This window comes from Runella salmonicolor (genome assembly GCF_024158025.1).
In the GTDB taxonomy this organism is placed as follows: Bacteria; Bacteroidota; Bacteroidia; order Cytophagales; family Spirosomataceae; genus Runella; species Runella salmonicolor.
Map to the genome: position 1 here is coordinate 214,926 of NZ_JAMZEL010000005.1, position 18,880 is coordinate 233,805.

The 18,880-nt window shown below is 45.8% G+C and carries 18 protein-coding genes and 1 riboswitch; of the genes, 12 read left to right on the forward strand and 6 right to left on the reverse strand.

All coding sequences use genetic code 11. The annotated features are described in order from the left end of the window. Positions 1-53 precede the first annotated feature (53 nt). Positions 54-878, reverse strand: coding sequence for a 4,5-DOPA-extradiol-dioxygenase (gene ygiD / locus NCI00_RS14345; RefSeq protein WP_445508842.1), 825 nt, complete (start codon positions 876-878; stop codon positions 54-56). 219 nt (positions 879-1,097) lie between these two features. On the opposite strand from ygiD, the gene NCI00_RS14350 reads away from it, so the two are divergent. Further along, a complete protein-coding gene (locus NCI00_RS14350; protein ID WP_253528648.1) occupies positions 1,098-2,084 on the forward strand; it encodes an aldo/keto reductase in 987 nt (328 codons plus the stop codon). Positions 2,085-2,135: 51 nt separating this feature from the next. Here the strand turns inward: NCI00_RS14350 and NCI00_RS14355 are convergent, their stop codons facing one another. After that, entirely contained in the window at positions 2,136-4,340 is a 2,205-nt protein-coding gene (locus NCI00_RS14355) for a glycoside hydrolase family 20 protein (RefSeq protein ID WP_253528649.1), read from the reverse strand. 206 nt (positions 4,341-4,546) lie between these two features. Here NCI00_RS14355 and rhaM point away from each other — a divergent pair, with 206 nt between their 5' ends. Beyond that, positions 4,547-4,861, forward strand: a complete 315-nt coding sequence (rhaM, locus tag NCI00_RS14360; protein WP_253528651.1) for an L-rhamnose mutarotase — start codon at positions 4,547-4,549, stop codon at positions 4,859-4,861. A gap of 47 nt (positions 4,862-4,908) precedes the next feature. Next, the gene (locus NCI00_RS14365) at positions 4,909-6,258 is read left to right on the forward strand and encodes a Gfo/Idh/MocA family protein (protein WP_253528652.1); all 1,350 of its coding nucleotides are present in this window, start codon (positions 4,909-4,911) and stop codon (positions 6,256-6,258) included. Positions 6,259-6,306: 48 nt separating this feature from the next. On the opposite strand, the gene NCI00_RS14370 is transcribed toward NCI00_RS14365, so the two are convergent. Continuing rightward, entirely contained in the window at positions 6,307-7,032 is a 726-nt protein-coding gene (locus NCI00_RS14370) for a DUF547 domain-containing protein (RefSeq protein WP_253528654.1), read from the reverse strand. A 216-nt stretch (positions 7,033-7,248) separates the two neighbouring features. Between NCI00_RS14370 and NCI00_RS14375 the strand changes: the two genes are divergently transcribed. The 4 genes from NCI00_RS14375 (at position 7,249) to NCI00_RS14390 (ending at position 9,973) form a co-directional block, all read left to right on the forward strand. Further along, a complete protein-coding gene (locus NCI00_RS14375) occupies positions 7,249-8,037 on the forward strand; it encodes an SDR family oxidoreductase (RefSeq protein ID WP_253528657.1) in 789 nt (262 codons plus the stop codon). Between the two features lie 36 nt (positions 8,038-8,073). After that, a complete protein-coding gene (locus NCI00_RS14380) occupies positions 8,074-8,481 on the forward strand; it encodes a MaoC family dehydratase (RefSeq protein ID WP_114463330.1) in 408 nt (135 codons plus the stop codon). A 14-nt stretch (positions 8,482-8,495) separates the two neighbouring features. Further along, positions 8,496-9,074, forward strand: coding sequence for a Maf family protein (locus NCI00_RS14385; RefSeq protein WP_253528660.1), 579 nt, complete (start codon positions 8,496-8,498; stop codon positions 9,072-9,074). 119 nt (positions 9,075-9,193) lie between these two features. Beyond that, positions 9,194-9,973, forward strand: coding sequence for a hypothetical protein (locus NCI00_RS14390; RefSeq protein WP_253528661.1), 780 nt, complete (start codon positions 9,194-9,196; stop codon positions 9,971-9,973). On the opposite strand, the gene NCI00_RS14395 is transcribed toward NCI00_RS14390, so the two are convergent. Further along, complete coding sequence (locus tag NCI00_RS14395; RefSeq protein ID WP_253528662.1) at positions 9,970-11,334, reverse strand: MptA/MptB family glycosyltransferase; 1,365 nt, start codon at positions 11,332-11,334, stop codon at positions 9,970-9,972. The genes NCI00_RS14390 and NCI00_RS14395 overlap by 4 nt on opposite strands. 173 nt (positions 11,335-11,507) lie before the next feature. On the opposite strand from NCI00_RS14395, the gene rpmH reads away from it, so the two are divergent. The 3 genes from rpmH (at position 11,508) to NCI00_RS14410 (ending at position 13,026) form a co-directional block, all read left to right on the forward strand. Further along, entirely contained in the window at positions 11,508-11,666 is a 159-nt protein-coding gene (gene rpmH / locus NCI00_RS14400) for a 50S ribosomal protein L34 (protein WP_013927159.1), read from the forward strand. Positions 11,667-11,751: 85 nt separating this feature from the next. Further along, a complete protein-coding gene (gene rnpA, locus NCI00_RS14405; RefSeq protein WP_253528663.1) occupies positions 11,752-12,180 on the forward strand; it encodes a ribonuclease P protein component in 429 nt (142 codons plus the stop codon). A 144-nt stretch (positions 12,181-12,324) separates the two neighbouring features. After that, positions 12,325-13,026, forward strand: a complete 702-nt coding sequence (locus NCI00_RS14410) for a response regulator transcription factor (protein WP_114463326.1) — start codon at positions 12,325-12,327, stop codon at positions 13,024-13,026. A gap of 73 nt (positions 13,027-13,099) precedes the next feature. Here the strand turns inward: NCI00_RS14410 and NCI00_RS14415 are convergent, their stop codons facing one another. Next, the gene (locus NCI00_RS14415; RefSeq protein WP_253528664.1) at positions 13,100-14,320 is read right to left on the reverse strand and encodes an NADH-quinone oxidoreductase subunit D; all 1,221 of its coding nucleotides are present in this window, start codon (positions 14,318-14,320) and stop codon (positions 13,100-13,102) included. 252 nt (positions 14,321-14,572) lie between these two features. Here NCI00_RS14415 and NCI00_RS14420 point away from each other — a divergent pair, with 252 nt between their 5' ends. Then, positions 14,573-15,139 carry a hypothetical protein gene (locus tag NCI00_RS14420; RefSeq protein WP_114463325.1) on the forward strand — a complete coding sequence of 189 codons (567 nt, stop codon included), beginning with the start codon at positions 14,573-14,575 and terminating at the stop codon, positions 15,137-15,139. A 127-nt stretch (positions 15,140-15,266) separates the two neighbouring features. Next, positions 15,267-16,190: a sugar phosphate isomerase/epimerase family protein gene (locus NCI00_RS14425; protein ID WP_253528665.1), complete on the forward strand. Its 924-nt coding sequence runs from the start codon at positions 15,267-15,269 to the stop codon at positions 16,188-16,190. An 83-nt stretch (positions 16,191-16,273) separates the two neighbouring features. On the opposite strand, the gene NCI00_RS14430 is transcribed toward NCI00_RS14425, so the two are convergent. Next, entirely contained in the window at positions 16,274-18,742 is a 2,469-nt protein-coding gene (locus tag NCI00_RS14430) for a TonB-dependent receptor (RefSeq protein ID WP_253528666.1), read from the reverse strand. Next, positions 18,733-18,829, reverse strand: a riboswitch (TPP riboswitch). (Overlaps the previous gene by 10 nt.) Positions 18,830-18,880 lie beyond the last annotated feature (51 nt).

Sequence of the window (18,880 nt, forward strand, 5' to 3'; positions counted from 1 at the left end):
AATGCGCTCATTCTCTGACACACGAGCGCATTTTTGGCGATTAATGATGCTATTTACCCTACTTTCACCGAAGTCATGGAAATAGCCCCTAACATGGTTTTATCGTTGAAGAAGCTTACTTTGTCTTTCTCTTCTTTAAGTCCCAAAATATACAACAGCGGCAGATAGTGTTCTGGCGTAGGAATGGACAGTTTTCCTGCTTGCCCCAAACGCTCGTAGTTAATCAGCGCATCATGTTCATTCTTGATAATCAATGATTTAAGAGTCTCGTTCATTTCAATCGCCCAATCGTATCCTTTATCACTCAGGTGCCAGTCGAGGATGCGAAGGTTATGAACCATGTTGCCACTACCGATAATCAGTACGCCTTTTTTGCGCAACGCCGCTAGTTCTTTTGCCAACTCATAGTGATAGCGCGGTGGCTTTGTGTAGTCGATACTCAACTGCAAAACGGGAATATTGGCTTTGGGGTACATGTGTCGCACCACCGTCCAAGTACCGTGGTCGAGGCCCCATTCATGGTCGAGTCCTACCTTTGTTTTATGAATCAGCGACGCGGTTTCTTGGGCCAGCGCTGGGCTGCCCGGCACGGGATATTGGACATCAAACAGCGCCTTGGGAAAGCCCCCGAAATCGTGAATCGTACGAGGAGCATTCATGGCCGTTACCTTGGTGCTAGGGATATACCAGTGTGCCGACACAACCAATACGGCCGTAGGTACAGGAATTTCGGTCCCAAATTTCTTCCAGTTTTGACTGAATTCATTGTTTTCAATACCGTTCATGGGCGAGCCATGCCCCACAAACAACATCGGCATCAGGCTGTCTTTAACGGCCAGTTGTTCGTTCCATTTATACAAATCTTTTAACGATTCCATCGCAATAGCCCCTCCCAGGGCACTTTTTATAAATTCGTTTCTTTTCATTTTGCGGTGCAAAATCAATTCTACAATAAATATATGTAGATACATATAAATTACAAAGCAATGCCCCATTTAGTTCCTAAAAATCCACTCCCGTTAAAATGAGTAAGTAGAAATTTCCGCGACAACCTATTAAATAGTAAACTTGAAGCGGACCATTAAAATTAATTACTGATGAATTATCGAAGATTAGGAAAGACAGGATTTGACATTTCAGAAATCAGCCTCGGTACGTGGCAGGTAGGCGGCAAATGGGGCGACGATTTCAGCCACGACAACGCCGAGAAAATCCTGCACGCCGCCGTTGATGCAGGCATTAACTTCATAGATACGGCCGACGTGTACGGCGCGGGAGAAAGCGAAAAAGCCGTAGGCAAATTTGTAAAAAGCCGCTCCGAGCGGATTTATGTAGCCACCAAATGCGGACGTCAGCTCAGCCCGCACATCAGCGAAGCCTATCAGCCAGCGGTGCTACGCAAATTCGTGGAAGACAGCCTTCAAAACATGGGCCTCGAAACCCTCGATTTGATTCAACTCCACTGCCCACCCACGGAAGTGTATTACCGTCCTGAAATCTTTGAATTGTTTGACCGCCTGAAAGACGAAGGGAAAATCCTGAACTTAGGCATCAGCGTCGAAAAAGTAGAAGAAGCCCTTAAAGGCATTGAATACGAAAACGTTACGACGGTACAAATCATTTTCAACATGTTTCGTCAGCGTCCTGCCGAGCTGTTTTTTGAACAAGCGCAGAAACGCAACGTGGGCGTCATTGTACGGGTACCGCTGGCGAGCGGCCTGCTCACAGGAAAGTTTTCTAAAAGTTCTTCATTTACAGAAGGCGACCATCGTTTCTTTAACCGTAACGGCGAACGATTTGACAAAGGAGAAACCTTCTCGGGCATTGATTACGAAACTGGCCTAGTGGCAGTAGAAGAACTAAAGGGCGTTTTCCCCACCTACGCCAACCTCGCACCCGTTGCCTTGCGTTGGATATTACAATTTGCGGCCGTCAGCACGATTATTCCCGGGGCCTCCAATCCCGAACAGGCCACTGCCAACTTGGAAGCATTGCGCATCCCTAATTTGAGCGCGGAACAACTCGCGGCCGTCAACGATATTTACGAAAAATATATTAAGCCGCAAGTGCATCACTTGTGGTAATAACGAAGTCTTTCCAAGGTTTCAAGACCTTGGAAAGACTTTAATATATAGTTAGTTAACGACCAATTCATCCGTAAAAAGCCAAGCTTCACCGCCAGCGCCATTGTGCCCAGCGGGGAGTTTGCCATACGGAATCGCTTCTACTTTCAAGTATCTTTTTTGAATAGGCTGCTTCGACTCATAGCCCACCGTTTCTTTCACGATTCCATCCAATAAGGGCTTCACGTCAAAGGTTTTCTCAATAAGGGTTGTAAAGATTATACCATCGTCAGAAGCGGAGATTTTGACGCTTTTAGGCAACAAAATCCATGATTTTGCTTCCTGAATAAAATCAATTTTTACCGAACGGAACGTTGTTTTTTCACCCATATCAACCACTGCATCCACAGGCCGCCCCGACCAACCCATCCAAACTCCGTCGCCAAAAGATTCTCCTCCTTTCAAGCCATCCACCAAACCGTATTCACCGGGTTTGGCGTACTGCGCATCGGGTTTACTATTCCAAATGGTCTTTTTGGCCACGGCCTTATTTTCAATGATTTGGTAGCTTTGAGCGTCGCGGTACTGTTTATCTCCCCTAAACGGCGCAAACGTAATCTTGCCGGGCTTCGTTACCGTCAAAACTTCCTGCGCCTTGGGCGACTGAGCGGTGGGCTTGGTGCCGTTGAGGGTGTACCGAATGGCTAAGTCTTTCATGCCCAAATAACTGCGCAGCGACCATGATTTATGAGCCGCGTCAAATTCTATTTTGGTATCAATCAAGCTTTTGTCTTCGGCACCGTAGGCTACTTTTAGGGTCGTCAGAATGGGATAATGCTGCTGCACTCGGGCCCGAAACTCCTCAAAATTGCGCGTACCGTTGTTCCAAAGGCTTTCGCTAAATGCCAACATTCTAGGATACAACATATATTCGGCGTTGTAAGTCGTGACGCGCTCGGTCCACAATGGACACTCCGCTCCCCAAACTTGAGTGCTGTTTTGTCGGTAGGCTGGGTCGCTGAGGTTATCGTACTCGTAGACTTTTTTGAGGGTCAAATTGGCGTTGGGAGAGTCGAAATAATAAGGCCCTGCGTGGATAATCCGATTGCCGTTTGCCAGTGCTTTTCGGCCTTCGGCTTCGCCCCGCCACACTTCCACAATGGCGTCTTTGTCGGCTCCGCCTTCCAAGATTTCGTCCCACCCAATGAGCGTTTTTCCTTTGGATTGCAGGTATTTTTGAATGCGTTTTATGAAATAACTCTGCAATTCATGTTCATCTTTTAAGCCTTGGGCTTTCATTAACGCCTGACATTCGGGCGAAGCCTGCCACGCAGTTTTGGGCACTTCATCGCCACCAATGTGAACATAGCGACTCGGAAACAGCGGCATAACTTCATCCAGTACGTTTTGCAAAAACACGTACACGTTCTCTTTACCAACGCAAAACACATCCCCGAAAACACCCCAACTGTTGGGAACCACTCGTTTTTCATTGGTACAGGCCAATTCGGGATAAGCCACCAACGCCGCAACGCAATGGCCCGGCATTTCGATTTCTGGAATCACCGTGATGTTGCGACGGCGGGCATATTCTACCACTTCTTTAATTTCGGCTTGGGTATAAAAACCACCGTGTATGCTACCATCGGGCTCTTTTCGCCACGCGCCTACGGAAGTTAGTTTAGGATATTTTTTGATTTCGATGCGCCAGCCTTGGTCGTCGGTCAGGTGCCAATGAAAAATATTGAGTTTATATAACGACATCAAATCCAATTGCTTTTTGATAAAACTTACGGGAAAGAAATGCCGCGCTACGTCCATCATATGCCCGCGCCACCGAAAACTAGGCGCATCTTCCATCATCAGACAAGGAATTTTGGCCGAAGTCGTTTTCTGAAAAGGCAACAATTGACGCAATGACTGCACCGCCCAGAAAAACCCCTGATTGGTTTTGGCCTCAATCAAAATGCGCTCAGCAGTAACCGTGAGGCGATAGGCTTCATCGTTTTGCAGAGAGGCATCTGATTTAAGATAAATAAAAGGCAACGATTTGGCGTTGGGCAAGAGTTGTATTCCCGTTTGTGCCTTGACCGATTCGACCAAAAAACGAACCACTTCTTCTGCTTTCACCTCAGGGGCGGTCTGAATCGCCGTGGAGGGCGTCAGGGTAAATTCTCCCGTATGAAGTTGGAGGAGTTGCGGTTTGGGAATGATTGAAACTTGAGCATTGAGTTGGACCGTCAACACAATCAATAATCCGACAAAAATCTGCTTCATTGTTAGGTAGTATGGTTTAAAAACAATGCGATTTTATAAAATATTTTTTATTTAAACCTATATTTTATAAAATATATTACAAATAAGAATTTTTGCGAATAGAAATTAATTTCAAGCCATATAAGTACAGGAGGGTTGGTTCAAAACATCCTTTTCTATTTGTGTTATAAACGCCTTGCCACTTTTAAAGTAATCCATCCGATACCATGCAAAAAATTGCCTTTTTGATGAAACTCAAACCTGGTTTTGAGGACGAATACAAAAAACGTCACGACGAAATCTGGCCCGAACTTTCGGCAGCACTGACCGAAGCTGGAGTAAGCGACTATTCAATTTATCTCGACCGTACTACGGGCGTGCTGTTTGCCGTTCAGAAACTAACGGAAAACAATACCGCCAATGATTTGCCCCAACTCCCCATCGTAAAAAAATGGTGGGCATACATGGCTGATATTATGGACACCAATCCCGACAATTCGCCCGTGAGTACGTCTTTAGAGTGCGTTTTTCACATGGATTGATTCAAATAAGCAAAATAATAACCTATTGTAAATCAAAACTTTCACACATGAATAATTTTCAAGAAACCCTTAATCGACGGGAGTTTTTACAAAAATCAACCTTGGCCAGCGCGGGCGTGTTGGCCTCTGCTTCCGTATTTGCAAGCGGTACTTCGGCCAAACGCAAAGTAGCAATGGTAGGTACTGGCCACCGTGGTACGAGTATGTGGGGCGTAGCAGTGGTCAAAGAATTTAGCGACGTCATCGAGTTTGTGGGGCTTTGCGACATCAACCCTGGCCGCGCCGAAACCGCCCGTAAAATGCTGAATGTGACTTGCCCGCTGTTCACCGATTTTGAAAAAATGATGCGGGAAACCAAACCTGACATCCTCATCGTCACCACCGTTGACGCCACCCACGACCAATTTATCATCAAAGGCATGGAAATGGGAGCCGACATTGTGACGGAAAAACCCATGACCACCGACGAAGGTAAATGCCAGGCCATTTTGGACGCCGAAAGACGCACAGGCAAAAAAGTAACGGTGACGTTCAACTACCGTTATTCGCCACACCGCCAAAAACTATACGAACTGCTGCGCGAAGGAGCCATCGGGAAAGTTACTTCCGTGGATTTTCACTGGTATCTTGACACCAGCCACGGAGCCGATTATTTCCGCCGTTGGCACCGTTTGGAAGAGAAAAGCGGTTCGCTTTGGGTACACAAAGCAAGTCACCATTTTGACTTATTGAACTGGTGGCTAGAATCTGAGCCCGAAAGCGTGTATGCCCAAGGAGCGTTGGAACACTATGGCAAAAATGGCACCATAAGAGGCACCAACTGCCGCAGCTGTGCGCATAAAGCCGAGTGTAAGTTTTATTTTGACGTCACCAAAGACAAACGCCTCACTGCCCTGTACGTGGACAATGAAAAATACGACGGCTACCACCGCGACGGCTGTGTATTCAAAGAAGACATCAATATTTATGATAAAATGGCGGCCACGATTCACTACGCCAACGGCGTGAACGTGAGCTATTCTCTAACGACCTATTCGCCGTATGAAGGCTACAGAATCGCGTTCAACGGCACCAAAGGGCGTTTGGAAGCGTGGGTTAAAGAATCAGGAAAAATGACGCGTGAACCCTACGATGAATTGATGCTTTCCAAGAATTTTGGCGAAGTAGAATACATCAAAATTCCGCAAGCCGAAGGGCACGGCGGCGGCGATGCGCGCTTACGAGATAAGATTTTCCGCAACCCCAACGCAGCAGACACCTTCCGCCAATCGGCAGGAAGCCGCGACGGAGCAATGGCCATTTTGGTAGGAATCGGTGCTCGTAAAAGCATGAAGACGGGCCAACCCGTCAAAATTGCCGACCTTACCGACTTAAAACCAGTAGCGGTAAAAGCATAATCGAAGATTTAGCTTCCCGAAAGTTGACTACTTTCGGGAAGCTATCAATTATTTTCCGTTCAAATCCCAGTCGTAATCCATGTGCGTAACGCTGGCTTTTTTGTCGGCTTTTACCGTTGAATATTTATTTACCCAATCAATAATGGGCATTGTCTTCGTAAAATCTCCCCCGTACCAAGACAAAATTTTCGATAAATCTGCCTTGTTTTTAGTGACGTTATTCTTGGTTTTATCGTTGATAAAATCCCGTCCTTGCTCATCCAACTGCTTATCCAAACGCTCCGCCACAAATGCTTCGTTGCGCAACGGCGGGCACGATTTGGCCGCGCACACCAGCGCAAAGTGAATCCGAGGCTCATCAAATTTTTTACGGATAATCCCGTGTTCGATGTTATTCAAATCCATTTTTGTACCGCCAATGGTAATAAATTTTATATCCCAAGGGGTATTAACAAACGGAATCTTGATTTTTGAGCCAATGTCTTTGATGCTCGTGATACCCGGATAATTGTCTAGTATCAACTGAATCGTAAATGCATTGTAGGCATTAATCCAGTACGCCAACTGCTCATCTTTGCTCCATTTGTCGTTGGGAGCGCTCGCACTGAGCATATCTAGGTATTTTTTAAGTTCGGCGTAATCTTTTTTGAATGCAGTGTAATTGACAAAACCTTTGTCGTTTACGTGTTTTTTCAGAAGTTTGTCCCAAGCCGCGTGGTCAACGGGGGCCGCAGTAGACGTGGGCGTAGCGGTACAGCTACTAAATACTGCCATCACTAAAAAAACAATTAAAGCAAAACAGCGCATAGTTTTAAGAAGTTGAGAGGTATGATTGATATGATGTTAGTACAATGTCACAAAGCAAATAATTCACCATCAGCAGAAAACGTTTTCAGAAATCAAAGCAGCATACGTTTTAGAATACATACTTAATTTTTAGCCAAAAGGATTTCCACCCGTAAAACAGCCCAAAAAATTGGGCCACTAGCTATGAATCTTGATTTAACCCAAAAAACCGCCATTGTCTGCGGCAGTACGCAAGGTATCGGGCGCGCATCGGCGGTAGAATTGGCCCTGATGGGTGCCAATGTAACGCTTATGGCGCGCAATGAAGCCGCATTGCAACAAACACTCAGTACGTTGGACGTGAGCAAAAGGCAAACGCACCGTTATATTGTGGCTGATTTTTCCAATCCAGAAAACGTAAAAAGCGCCATTGACACCTATTTGGCGACGTTTCCAGAAGTTCACATTCTCATCAACAACACAGGAGGCCCAACGGGCGGCCCCATCATTGATGCGACTCCAGAGCAATTTATGAAGACCTTTGAAATGCACCTCGTCAATAATCAGGTATTGGCGCAGGCGGTTGTTCCAGCCATGAAAAAAGCGGGTTTCGGGCGCATTGTAAACATCATTTCGACGTCGGTCAAACAGCCGATTGTAGGGTTAGGGGTTTCTAATACCATCCGCTGGGCCGTGGCGAGTTGGGCCAAAACCCTATCATTGGAGATTGGCAAATTCGGCATTACGGTCAATAACGTTTTGCCGGGCTACACCAAAACGGGGCGTTTGGACACCGTCAATAAATTGCGGGCTGAAGCAACAGGAAAAACCGTTGACGAAGTGGCAGACCAGCTCCAATCCGAAATTCCAATCGGGCGTTTTGCTGAGCCTGAAGAAGTAGCCGCCGCCGTGGCATTTTTGTGCAGTCCAGCCGCCGCCGCCATAAGCGGCATTAATATTCCCGTTGACGGTGGAAAAACGGGGTCATTATAAAACCATATTTTTATCAAACGCTAAAACCCAACTTCTATGAAACTTTCCCTCGGCGATACCTACGAATACGAATTCCGTTTTTCTCAAGATGATGTTATTGCCTTTGCCCAACTCACCGGCGACGACAATCCGTTGCATTTAGACCCCGAATACGCCGCCACGACGCCCTTCAAACGACCCATCATTCACGGAATGCTGGGCGCGAGCGTATTCACCAAAGTAATCGGCACAAAGTTTCCAGGCTACGGCTCCATCTACGTCGGACAAACTTTCCAGTTTCTGCGACCGATGTTTGTGGATACCGATTACAAAGTAAAATTTACGGTCATCACGCTCAATCCTGAAAAACATACGGGTGAGATTTTGGGCGAAGTTTTTGATGTAACTACCAATAAAATCACCACCAAAGGCGTGGCTACGCTGATGCACAAGGAGAAAATCTAACGCCTACTATTTAAATGCTGCTGCTCACCCACCCCCTCGTTCTTGCCTCCAACTCTCCGCGCCGTCAGCAATTGTTGCGTGAGTTGGGGTTTGATTTTACCGTTGAGGTTCGCCCCACCGATGAGCTTTTTCCCGCCGATATGCCCGCCGCCGAAGTGGCGGGGTATTTGGCCAAACACAAAGCAGCCCAATTTGAGTCAGATTTGAGCGACCGCCTCGTCCTCTGTGCCGATACGATTGTGGTGGTAGACAACATGATTCTCAACAAACCCGCCAACGCCATCGAAGCCAAAGCCATGCTCCAGCAGCTTTCAGGACGCAGCCACGAGGTCATTACGGGCATTTGTCTGTTGAGCAGCCGTGGTTACCAAACCGTCAGCGATGTAGCCAAGGTAGAGTTTAAAACCCTTACCGACGCCGAAATTGAGTATTATATTCAGCATTATCGCCCCTTCGACAAAGCAGGTGCTTACGGTGTACAAGAATGGATTGGCATGATGGGAATCAATCGCATTGAAGGTTCTTTTTATACCATTATGGGTCTGCCTTTGCATAAAGTATATGAACTGTTGCTGCCCTTTGTGCAGTCGTAACCGTTTATCAAAAATCTGTTTGAAACAGCGGAGTGAATATCTATTTTTGTCAAACAGCAAGACGATTGATTTTGAAACCATCAATCGTTCATCCAGAACAAAAAAGTATCATTCCTGCCATGAAAAACAAACTGAACATTCTTTTATGCGCGAGCCTTGTCTGGCTGGCGGGTTGTACCCCAAGCTTTTATCATTTACGCCCTGCTTCGGGCGACATCGCCTGGATTGATGGACGTGAGGTGACGCGGGTGGAGCAAAACGGGGTGGTATTGGTGGCTTCCTACGAGTTTGAAGATCCGCATCATTTGGTATTGGATGTCGAAATCAAAAACCGAACTAGCGCCCCATTATTGGTTGACCCCAACGATTTCACTTATTTTCCTTTTGAAGAAAAAAGCGACACCTTACTCAAAAAAACGAATTCTCCGTACGCCGCCACGTACCGCGCTACCGACCCAGAGCAAAAAATTGAACAGGCAACCCTGGAAATAAAACGCCAAAAACAACGCTTAGTCGCGGCATCTATTTTTAATGGGGTGATGTTAGTGGCGACTATTGCGAGCGATATTCACAGTTCAAATCGCAACGACCGCTCATGGAAGCAACAGGCCAACAATCGCTACAATCATGCGCAGGCGTACAATTTTATCATTCAAAAGCAGATTGCTGACGTACAGCTTCAAAAAATACGCACCGACCAATTGCAACATGAACGAGCAAATTGGCAAGACATGGCACTCCGCAAAACCACCTTGCCTGTGGGCGAATCAGTACGCGGTTTGCTGTTTTTACCCAAAGATACCCGCGCGTCTTACCTGTGGCTCAATTACGAAGCGCCCGCCGATTCAACGAATTTACGGGTCAAGTTTTTTCAGGAAAAAATTAAGCCTGAACACTAAACATCCTTTGTTGGAGCGTTCCAATCAATCCCTTTCACGAATAGCTCATACACCAGACAGCCAATCACCAGGATATACTCAAGCGCCACAATCCGCAGGTTTTCTTCATAAGGCTGCGAAGCGTACGCAACGTAAGTAAGCGGCAATAACGCCGACCAAACCACGGGGTACCAACGCCCAGTGAGCGCCCCCAAAGCCACCAAGGTAGTGATATACCAAGGATGGACGGTCGTGGCGCACAAAAAATAAACGGTCAGCACCAGCAGCATTTTTTCGGGTAAACTTCGACGCTGAAACGCTATTTGGGCAATACAACCCAACGTCACCAACGACAGCAACGGGCCCAATAAATGGATGATATTATAACCCGTAATCCAATAACCCACCTTGCGGAACAAATAGTAAAAGCTGGCGTTGAATTCAAATTTCTGAAAGTACAAATCAAGGCTTTTGCCGAAATTGACAACCAGTTCACGGCTCAGGAACGGAGCAAACAACGTCACTAAAATCAAACCTACGATTACACAATAGACAAGGCCTTTACGAAATCCAAATCGTTTGAAAATAAGCGGTAGAAAAATCAATGGCAACAGTTTTACGGCGGCTCCCATTGCCAATGCTCCTGCCGACCCGACGTTGTATTTATCTCCACGAAACGGCCTGTCAATCCACCTCACTGCCAACAAAACACAAAACAGCGTCACCGCTTCAAAATGCAAATTTCCCGTCAATTCAATGATAACGAATGGATTGAGTGCGTAAATCAGCACCGCGTTTTGAATGCCCTTTTCTTTATATTTAGGAAATCTGAAAGTAGTTAATAGGTAAATAGTCCCGAGCTCGGCCATAAGAATAAATGACCGCAACGCCACAATGTTGAGCAACACACTATCGCCCGCCATCCAAGCCGACAGCCCGAACATCCATTGATTCAGGGGTGGATAAACCGTGAAGTAATTCGGAGAATTAAGCCCCTGAAAAAGCGCTGCGTTTAGGTGCGCATCGGCGGCGACAGAAGTAGTGATTATTTCGGAAGGTAGATACAGATAGGGGTTGTAACTCACTGATAACAAACGTCCATCCCAAATAAACCGAAAATAATCGTCGGACAGTGCGGGCATCGAAAACAGCAGTAAAACGCGGAAGCCAAGGGCACCCCAAATCCATTTTTGGGTTTGGATTTTGTCCCATTTTTGGCTAATAACTAAGGCATACATCAAAAATAATACGCCAAATGTCAGAATAAGTTCTCCCGCTTGGGTTCGTTTCCAATGATACCCCACCAAGCCATATCCCGCCGCACTGACAAGGATAAAAAGAAGAAACCACAGAATAGAGGCACTTTTGGGGGCTTTGGGCATAGCAAACGCGGTATTTCTCCGCTCAATTAATGCCCGTGAAATAACAATTAATTCACAGTCCTTCCAAATTTCGACCGTTCAATCAAAAAATAGTTTGTAAACTTTTGGAAGTTTCCGTACCTTTGCGGACTCTTTTGAAATCAAGGATTTACAAGAAATAAAAGGTCAAAAAAATGAAACGTACATATCAACCTTCAAACCGCAAAAGACGTAACAAGCACGGTTTCCGTGAGCGGATGGAATCAGCCAATGGCCGCAAGGTGTTGGCCGCTCGTCGCAAAAAAGGCCGTTGGAAACTTACAGTTTCGGACGAAAAACGTCACAAGCAATAATTTGTTTGCGTGTTTGGGGAGTTTGTTTGTTTGAAAGTTGAAGAAAGCTTCTCAAACAAATGCAGTAGTTCAAACGATTCAAACATTGAGACAGACATTACAAAAAATAGAACGGTTAAGCAGCCCAAAAGTAATTGGCCGTTTGTTTGAAAAAGGTAGCACGGAAACCCAAACGTCCTACCTTTTTCCTTTTAAGGTATTTTACCTTTACGAACTTTCTCCTTCTGCACAGGCACTTCCTCAAGTGCTGTTTACGATTTCGAAGCGAAATTTTAAGCGGGCTGTTGACCGCAACCTCCTGCGCCGCCGCTGCCGCGAAGCTTATCGCAAAAACAAACACCTTTTTTTTGAAACACCCGCACACCGCGCTCCTTCCTACATTGCGTTTGTATTAATTGCCAAAGAAAAAGTAGAATACGAAGTCATTGAGCGCTCGATGCAAAAACTCATTGGTCGGATGGCAAAAGTGATGGATGAAGCAGCAAATCCTTCCCCGGAGCGTTTAGATGCTTAGAAAGTGAAGAAATTACCTTTTATAACCTTTTTTCAACCTTCCATTTATACAAATCTACTGTTAACTTTGTGTTAAGAATGAATAAGCGGTGTTAAAATTCCTGACACGTCTCGTACTTTCGTCCTCGAAATCAACTCCCATGCCATGAGCGCAGCTAAATCGGCTCAAATTGCACACAAAGTATTAGTCGTCGACGACGACCCGGATATTGTCGAGCTTCTTGCTTACAATTTGGAAAAAGAAGGCTACGAAGTAGCTACGGCTTCCAACGGAAAAAATGCGTTGGAAATCGCCCGTACTTTCATTCCTGAGCTTGTCGTACTCGACATTATGATGCCCCAAATGGACGGCATCGAAACCGCCCGACTGTTGCGGGACATTCCCGATTTTCGGAACACGTATCTCTTGTTTCTGACCGCTCGTTCGGAAGAGTATTCGGAGGTAGCCGCCTTCGAAATCGGCGCGGATGATTACATTACAAAACCCATCAAGCCACGGGCCTTGATGAGTCGTATCAATGCGTTGTTTAGAAGAGAGGCCCAAAAGGCCGAGCCTGAGTCGCAGATTGAGATTGCGGGTCTGTCTATCAACCGAAAAAACTACACAGTCACTAAGGCCGATAAATCGGTGGTTTTGCCCAAAAAAGAGTTTGAATTACTCTTTTTCTTAGCCAACCACCCAAACAAAGTATTTAATAGAGAAGAATTGCTCCAAAAAATCTGGGGAGCTGATATTTACGTTCTCGAACGAACCGTAGACGTGCACATCCGAAAAGTGCGGGAAAAAGTAGGCGAAACCTACATCAGAACGCTCAAAGGTGTGGGGTATATGTTTACCGACGAATAGTTTTAGCGTAGGTAGTTTGCAGTAGGCAGGTAGTAATTTTATCATGTTTAAATTGTCTACTGCAAATTGCCACTTATCTATCAACCTCCCCCATCACTACATCAATGGAGCCGATAATCGCTACCAAATCGGCGAGCATAGCACCACGGGAAATTTCGGCAATCACCGAGAGGTTATTAAATGAACAGGCCCGGGCTTTGCAGCGAACGGGAATATCGGATTTGCCATCTGTACGGAAGAAAAAGCCTAGTTCTCCTTTGGGATTTTCAGCCCGTACATAGTAATCCATCGCCTGCGGACGAATTTTTTTGGGAACAAAAGCCTGCGGGTCAAAATCAGGCGTACGGCAGTGTTCACCCAGCAATTTCTCAACGCATTGCTTGATGATTTTAACAGACTCTCTACATTCTAGCACCCGCACATAATTTCGGTCCCAACAATCTCCGACGGTTCCGACCAGTCCTTCTCCCATCGGTACGTCAAAATCCAATTCGGGATAAACCGAATAACCATCTACTTTGCGTAAATCCCATCTCAATCCCGAACCACGCAATACGGGTCCTGAGCAGCCATAATTTATCGCAACTGATAAAGGCAGTACACCTACATTAGCCGTGCGTTGTACAAAAATTTTATTGTCAATAACCAGTTGTTGAAGTTCTTCTAATTTAGGTTTAAGATAATTAACAAACTCCAAACAACGCTCCTCAAAACCAACGGGTACATCATAAAACAAACCGCCCACCCAGATATAATTGTAGAGCATTCGTGCGCCCGAAAGCCACTCCAGCATCCGCAAAATATGCTCACGGTCGCGCATCATCCAGAGAAAAGGCGTATACGCTCCAATGTCCATGGCGTAGGTGCCTATCGCTACAAAATGCGATGCCAAGCGGTTGAGTTCAGCCACCAATACCCGAATGTATTCGACGCGCTTGGGTAGGTCTTTATCAATGCCCAGCATCCGCTCAACGCCCATCACGTAGGCGTGCTCGGAGTTCATGGCCGCTACATAGTCCATACGGTCTACGTAAGGAATGATTTGATTGAACGGCAACGACTCCGCGTGTTTTTCGAAACAACGGTGCAGGTACCCAATATGCGGCACCACATCGACAATGATTTCTCCATCCGACACAACCTCCAGTCGCAGCACGCCGTGGGTAGACGGGTGTTGCGGGCCAATATTAATGACCATTTCTTCCGTACGAAGATGCTCGGAGGTATATTTACCAGGTTCCGAAACCTGTAAATGTTCGGGACTGTACGTATATTGAATAGAATCAGTAGGCATCTCAAAAAACAATTCAAACTGCTTTGATAAACCAAAAGTAATAGATTTTACCCAAGAACAGGTCCAATTTTTTAACTTGCTTTTGACTATTAACAGAAAAACAATGTCTCCCAAAGTAAGTGTCTACGCTTTTTTTTATAGCAACTGACTTCGAAATAAATAAGCCCTTCTCTCAGTTATCCATTCCTTCTCAGATTGTATATTTGTTATTATTTGTGGGATTGCCCACCTGAGCTTTGACCGTGGTGAACTATGCATGAAATTGAGCCTTTTTATAATTGGGAAAAACACTATGTAGCCGCTGAAGACCGTAAATCCCCTTTTTATGGCCGCGACTATAACATGAATCAATACGAACACGACATTTACGGCTATTATATTCATCCTCTTTGGGATGACATCGACTCTGAAACACTCTACGTGAAAATTCTTTTTGCCGACTATAAAAAGACGTTTGCGGTCATTGAGTTGTTTGGCGAATGGAACGATACCCTCCACAACGACATCATGTATTTCAAGCGTAATGTCATTGACCATTTATTGGCCGAAGGTATCAGCCAATTTATTTTGATTGGCGAAAATATTCTTAATTTCCACGGCTCCGACGACGAGTATTATGCCGAGTGGTTTGAAGAAATTGAAGACGGATGGATTGCCGTGGTTGGCTCCCGCGACCACATCGAGCGGGAATGGAAGCGCTATCGTTTAGATTACTATCTCAATTTTGGCGGCACACTCCACTTGGAAAACTGGCGTACCATGCAACCACAACCTTTTTATGAACTAGTCAAAAGTTTGATTATAAGGCGATTAATGTAAATTTACTCAAAAAATACACTTCAATTTTTGATACATTAACAACAGCTATGGCCAATGGAAACAGCTTCTTTGTAGCATTCTAAAGTAAGTTTAGGTGCATGTAGGCCTTTTTCTTAAAAATACGCACATGCATTACAATCGTCGTCATTTTATAGAAACCCTTGCCGCCAGCAGTGCGGTCTTATTGACCAACTCGGCCGCTACTTTTGCTTCCAAAGCGAGCCCTATTTCTTCCAACCAATATGCGTGGATTACATTTTATAACCGCGACAAACGCGATTGGAACGCCGATTTGGATGCGTCTTTGGCCGAATACGTCAAATCAGGACTAACGGCTTACGAGCCCAGTTTCTCTAACGTAGAAGAGGTAAAAAGGCTGGCTCCGTTGCTCAAAAAATACAATTTGACCATGCCTTCGGCTTACGTAGGCAGTGTCTTGCACGACCCCACGGAGGGGAAACGTTCTATCGAAACGGCATTGGCCATTGCTGAAGCAGCGCAACCTCTAGGACTGAAAATATTGGTTTCCAACCCCAGCCCGTTGAAATGGGGTAGCAGCGACATTAAGAATGACTCTCAACTGATTGAGCAAGCCAAAAATCTGGAGTTTTTAGGTAGCGAACTTCGCAAACGCAGCGTAACTCTCGCCTATCATACCCACGATGTGGAGCTGCGCGCTGGTGCCCGCGAGTTTCACCACATGCTTCAAAATACCGACCCAAAAAATGTAGGTTTCTGTCTAGATGTACACTGGGTTTACAGAGGCGCAGGTAACTCACAAGTGGCCCTCTTTGATGTAGTAAAAATGTACGGCAAGCGCGTAGTAGAATTGCACATACGCCAATCTGTCGGCAACGTTTGGGGAGAAATTTTTGGTGAAGGCGACATTGACTATCCACGTCTGGTACGTGAGCTGCAAGCGCTGAAAGTAACGCCATTGCTTGTATTGGAGCAATGTCTGGAAGGCCAATCGCCCAATACCGTAAAAGCCGTAGAAGCGCACCAACGCGATTTGGTCTACGCAAAACAAGTTTTTGCGGGCTGGCTGTAAACCAACGTCGGCGAGATTGATGAACCAACGTCGGCGAGGTTTGAAACCTCGCCGACGTTAAATTGTGTCAATATTTCTTTCTCTTAAAACTTCAAACCCACACTTACCAGAAAATTACGCCCAGCCTGCGGGTAGTAGAAATTTTCGGTGGTAGTCTGACCACCGAAAATATAGCTGTAGGTGTATCCGTTGGATTCGTACAACTCATTGAAAATGTTGTTGGCCAAGGCACTTACCGTGATTTCATTCATCCATTTAAGCTTAATGCGATAAATCACCCGAAGGTCATTGGTAAAATACGCGTCCAATTTACGGCCTTCGTTGGAAGTATTGTCTAAGTATTGTTTCCCTACGTATTTGGTCAACAACGCCACTTCTAGGTTCTTCATGGGCGTGTAAATAAGTTGGCTTCCTACAATCACATTAGGCGATAGCGCAATGCTTGAATTTCCGTGGTTTGTGGTTTGATAACCGCCATTTTCATCGTCGTAATTGACAATATATTCCGTAAAATTCTTGATTTTATTTTGGCTGAACGTCGCGTTGGCATTCCATTTCCATTGTTTGCTCAACTGCGCCCCAAACTCCAATTCAATTCCCGCGCGGTAGCTTTCTGGCACATTGATTTTAATGGGATTTCCAACGTCGTTCAACTGCCCCGATACCACCAATTGGTTCTTGTAATTCATATAGTACCCACCAACAGACGCCGCGACGCGGCCTTTTTGGAAACGATAGCCAAACTCTAAGTCACGCAATACCTCGGGTTGGGGCTGAATCTGACGCGTAGATTCCGTAAAATCATCACGGTTTGGTTCGCGGTGCGCCAAGCTAAAAGAGGCAAAAGCCGCGCTACTTTCTGACACCTGATAGGTTAAACCTGCTTTAGGATTGAAAAAAGTATAATTGACATCATGCGATTGCTGCCGTTGCTGGTTGTCGTCGCCTTTTACAAAATAACCGATTTTTCTGACTTGGGCATCGGCAAACACATTCAGTTTGTCAGTGAGTTGATAATACACCTTACCGTAAAGATTGAAATCCGTTTTCATTCCAACGTTTTGATAATACCGCTGACGAATGCTACTATTGCTCGCAAAGCGCGCCCAAATCACTTCCCCAAAGTGGTTACCATCGTATTGATTCCATCCTCCGCCGATGTTGGCGGTGAGCTTTTGAAAGCTGTTATAATCCAACGAAAACGTAGTCCCGTAGAAAGAATTATCCAACCACCGACGGCGAATCAAATCGCTGCGCGTAATGGTGTCTCCGCCCACAATTACTGAGGGTAATTTATAGTTTCTGAGCCTATCGTTGTCGCGGTATTGCTCATAATACCCACGGCCTTTCACCAAAAATCCATTAAGGTTAAACGTCCAGTTTTTGCTGAGCGTATGCGACGAAACCAGTTGATAATGGTCTTGCTGATAGTTATCTACTTGGTTATCGTACAAATAAAGATTGTACGTCCGACTATCGGAATTTAAGAGATTTTGGGCATCACGCTCATTCAGGCCGTTGCGGTCGATGTAAGCCAACATTCCTTCTCGGTCGCCTTTAATTCGCGCTTCTGGGGTTCCTTCCCATGCCTGATACGTTATTTCTTTCCCCGAAAACACGTTCAAACGCACCGAGCTTTTCTTTCCAAAATAAGCCCCAGAGACATAAAACGACCCCAAATCCGACTTAGCGCGGTCAATGAAGCCGTCGGAGGTGATTTTTGATAAACGAGCGTCCAACGTAAATTTATTGTTCAACAAACCCGTACCCGCCATAACGGTATGCTTACGGGTTTTGAAAGAACCCACCGAATTGTTGATTTCGGCGTAGGCTTCTTTTCTGAATTCGTTGGTGTTGATGTTGACCGTAGCCCCAAATGCGGCCGCTCCGTTGGTAGAAGTCCCCACCCCACGCTGAATCTGCACGCTGCTGACCGACGAGCTAAAATCGGGCATATTTACCCAAAACGTTCCCTGACTTTCGGCGTCGTTGTAAGGAATTCCGTTGATGGTCACGTTGATACGCGTGGCATCTGTGCCACGAATACGTAATCCCGTGTACCCAACCCCCGCTCCCGCATCAGAGGTAGTGACGAGTGAGGGCGTAAAATTGAGCAATACGGGCAGGTCTTGCCCTAAATTCTGCTTACTCAATTCAAGTTTTCCGACATTGGTAAACGCCACCCCAGAATTTTGATTGGCTCGCGTAGCGTTGATGACTACTTCGTCGGCCGAGAAAGAACTGCGGACTAATTTAATTTCTACGTTTGAATTCGAACTTTGAAGGGAAGCCAACACCATTTTCTGGTTCTCATAGCCAACGTACGAAAACTCCAGTAAATCAGTGTCTTTAGGAAGATTTTTTAGCGAGAATTCGCCTTTTTCGTTTGTCACCGTTCCCCGAAAACTTCCAGCTCGGATGGTTGCCCCCGGCAGTGGTTTGCCGTCTTCGGCGTCAACGATTTTGCCCGACACAGATAGTTGGGCAAGTGCAGGCACGTACAGCAACACTCCCGTTGCCACGGCCAAAAACCAAGATGTAAACTTTAGCATTTTTAATTCCCTCCGCCGGCATTACCCGGTTCAGGTGGTAAGGGTATAATCTCAGCCCGTCATGTTAGGGCACCCCGTTTTGTAAAAAATTCTGCGCGTCAGAACTGACCGCAAAGGTAAGAGGATAACTTAGAAAAA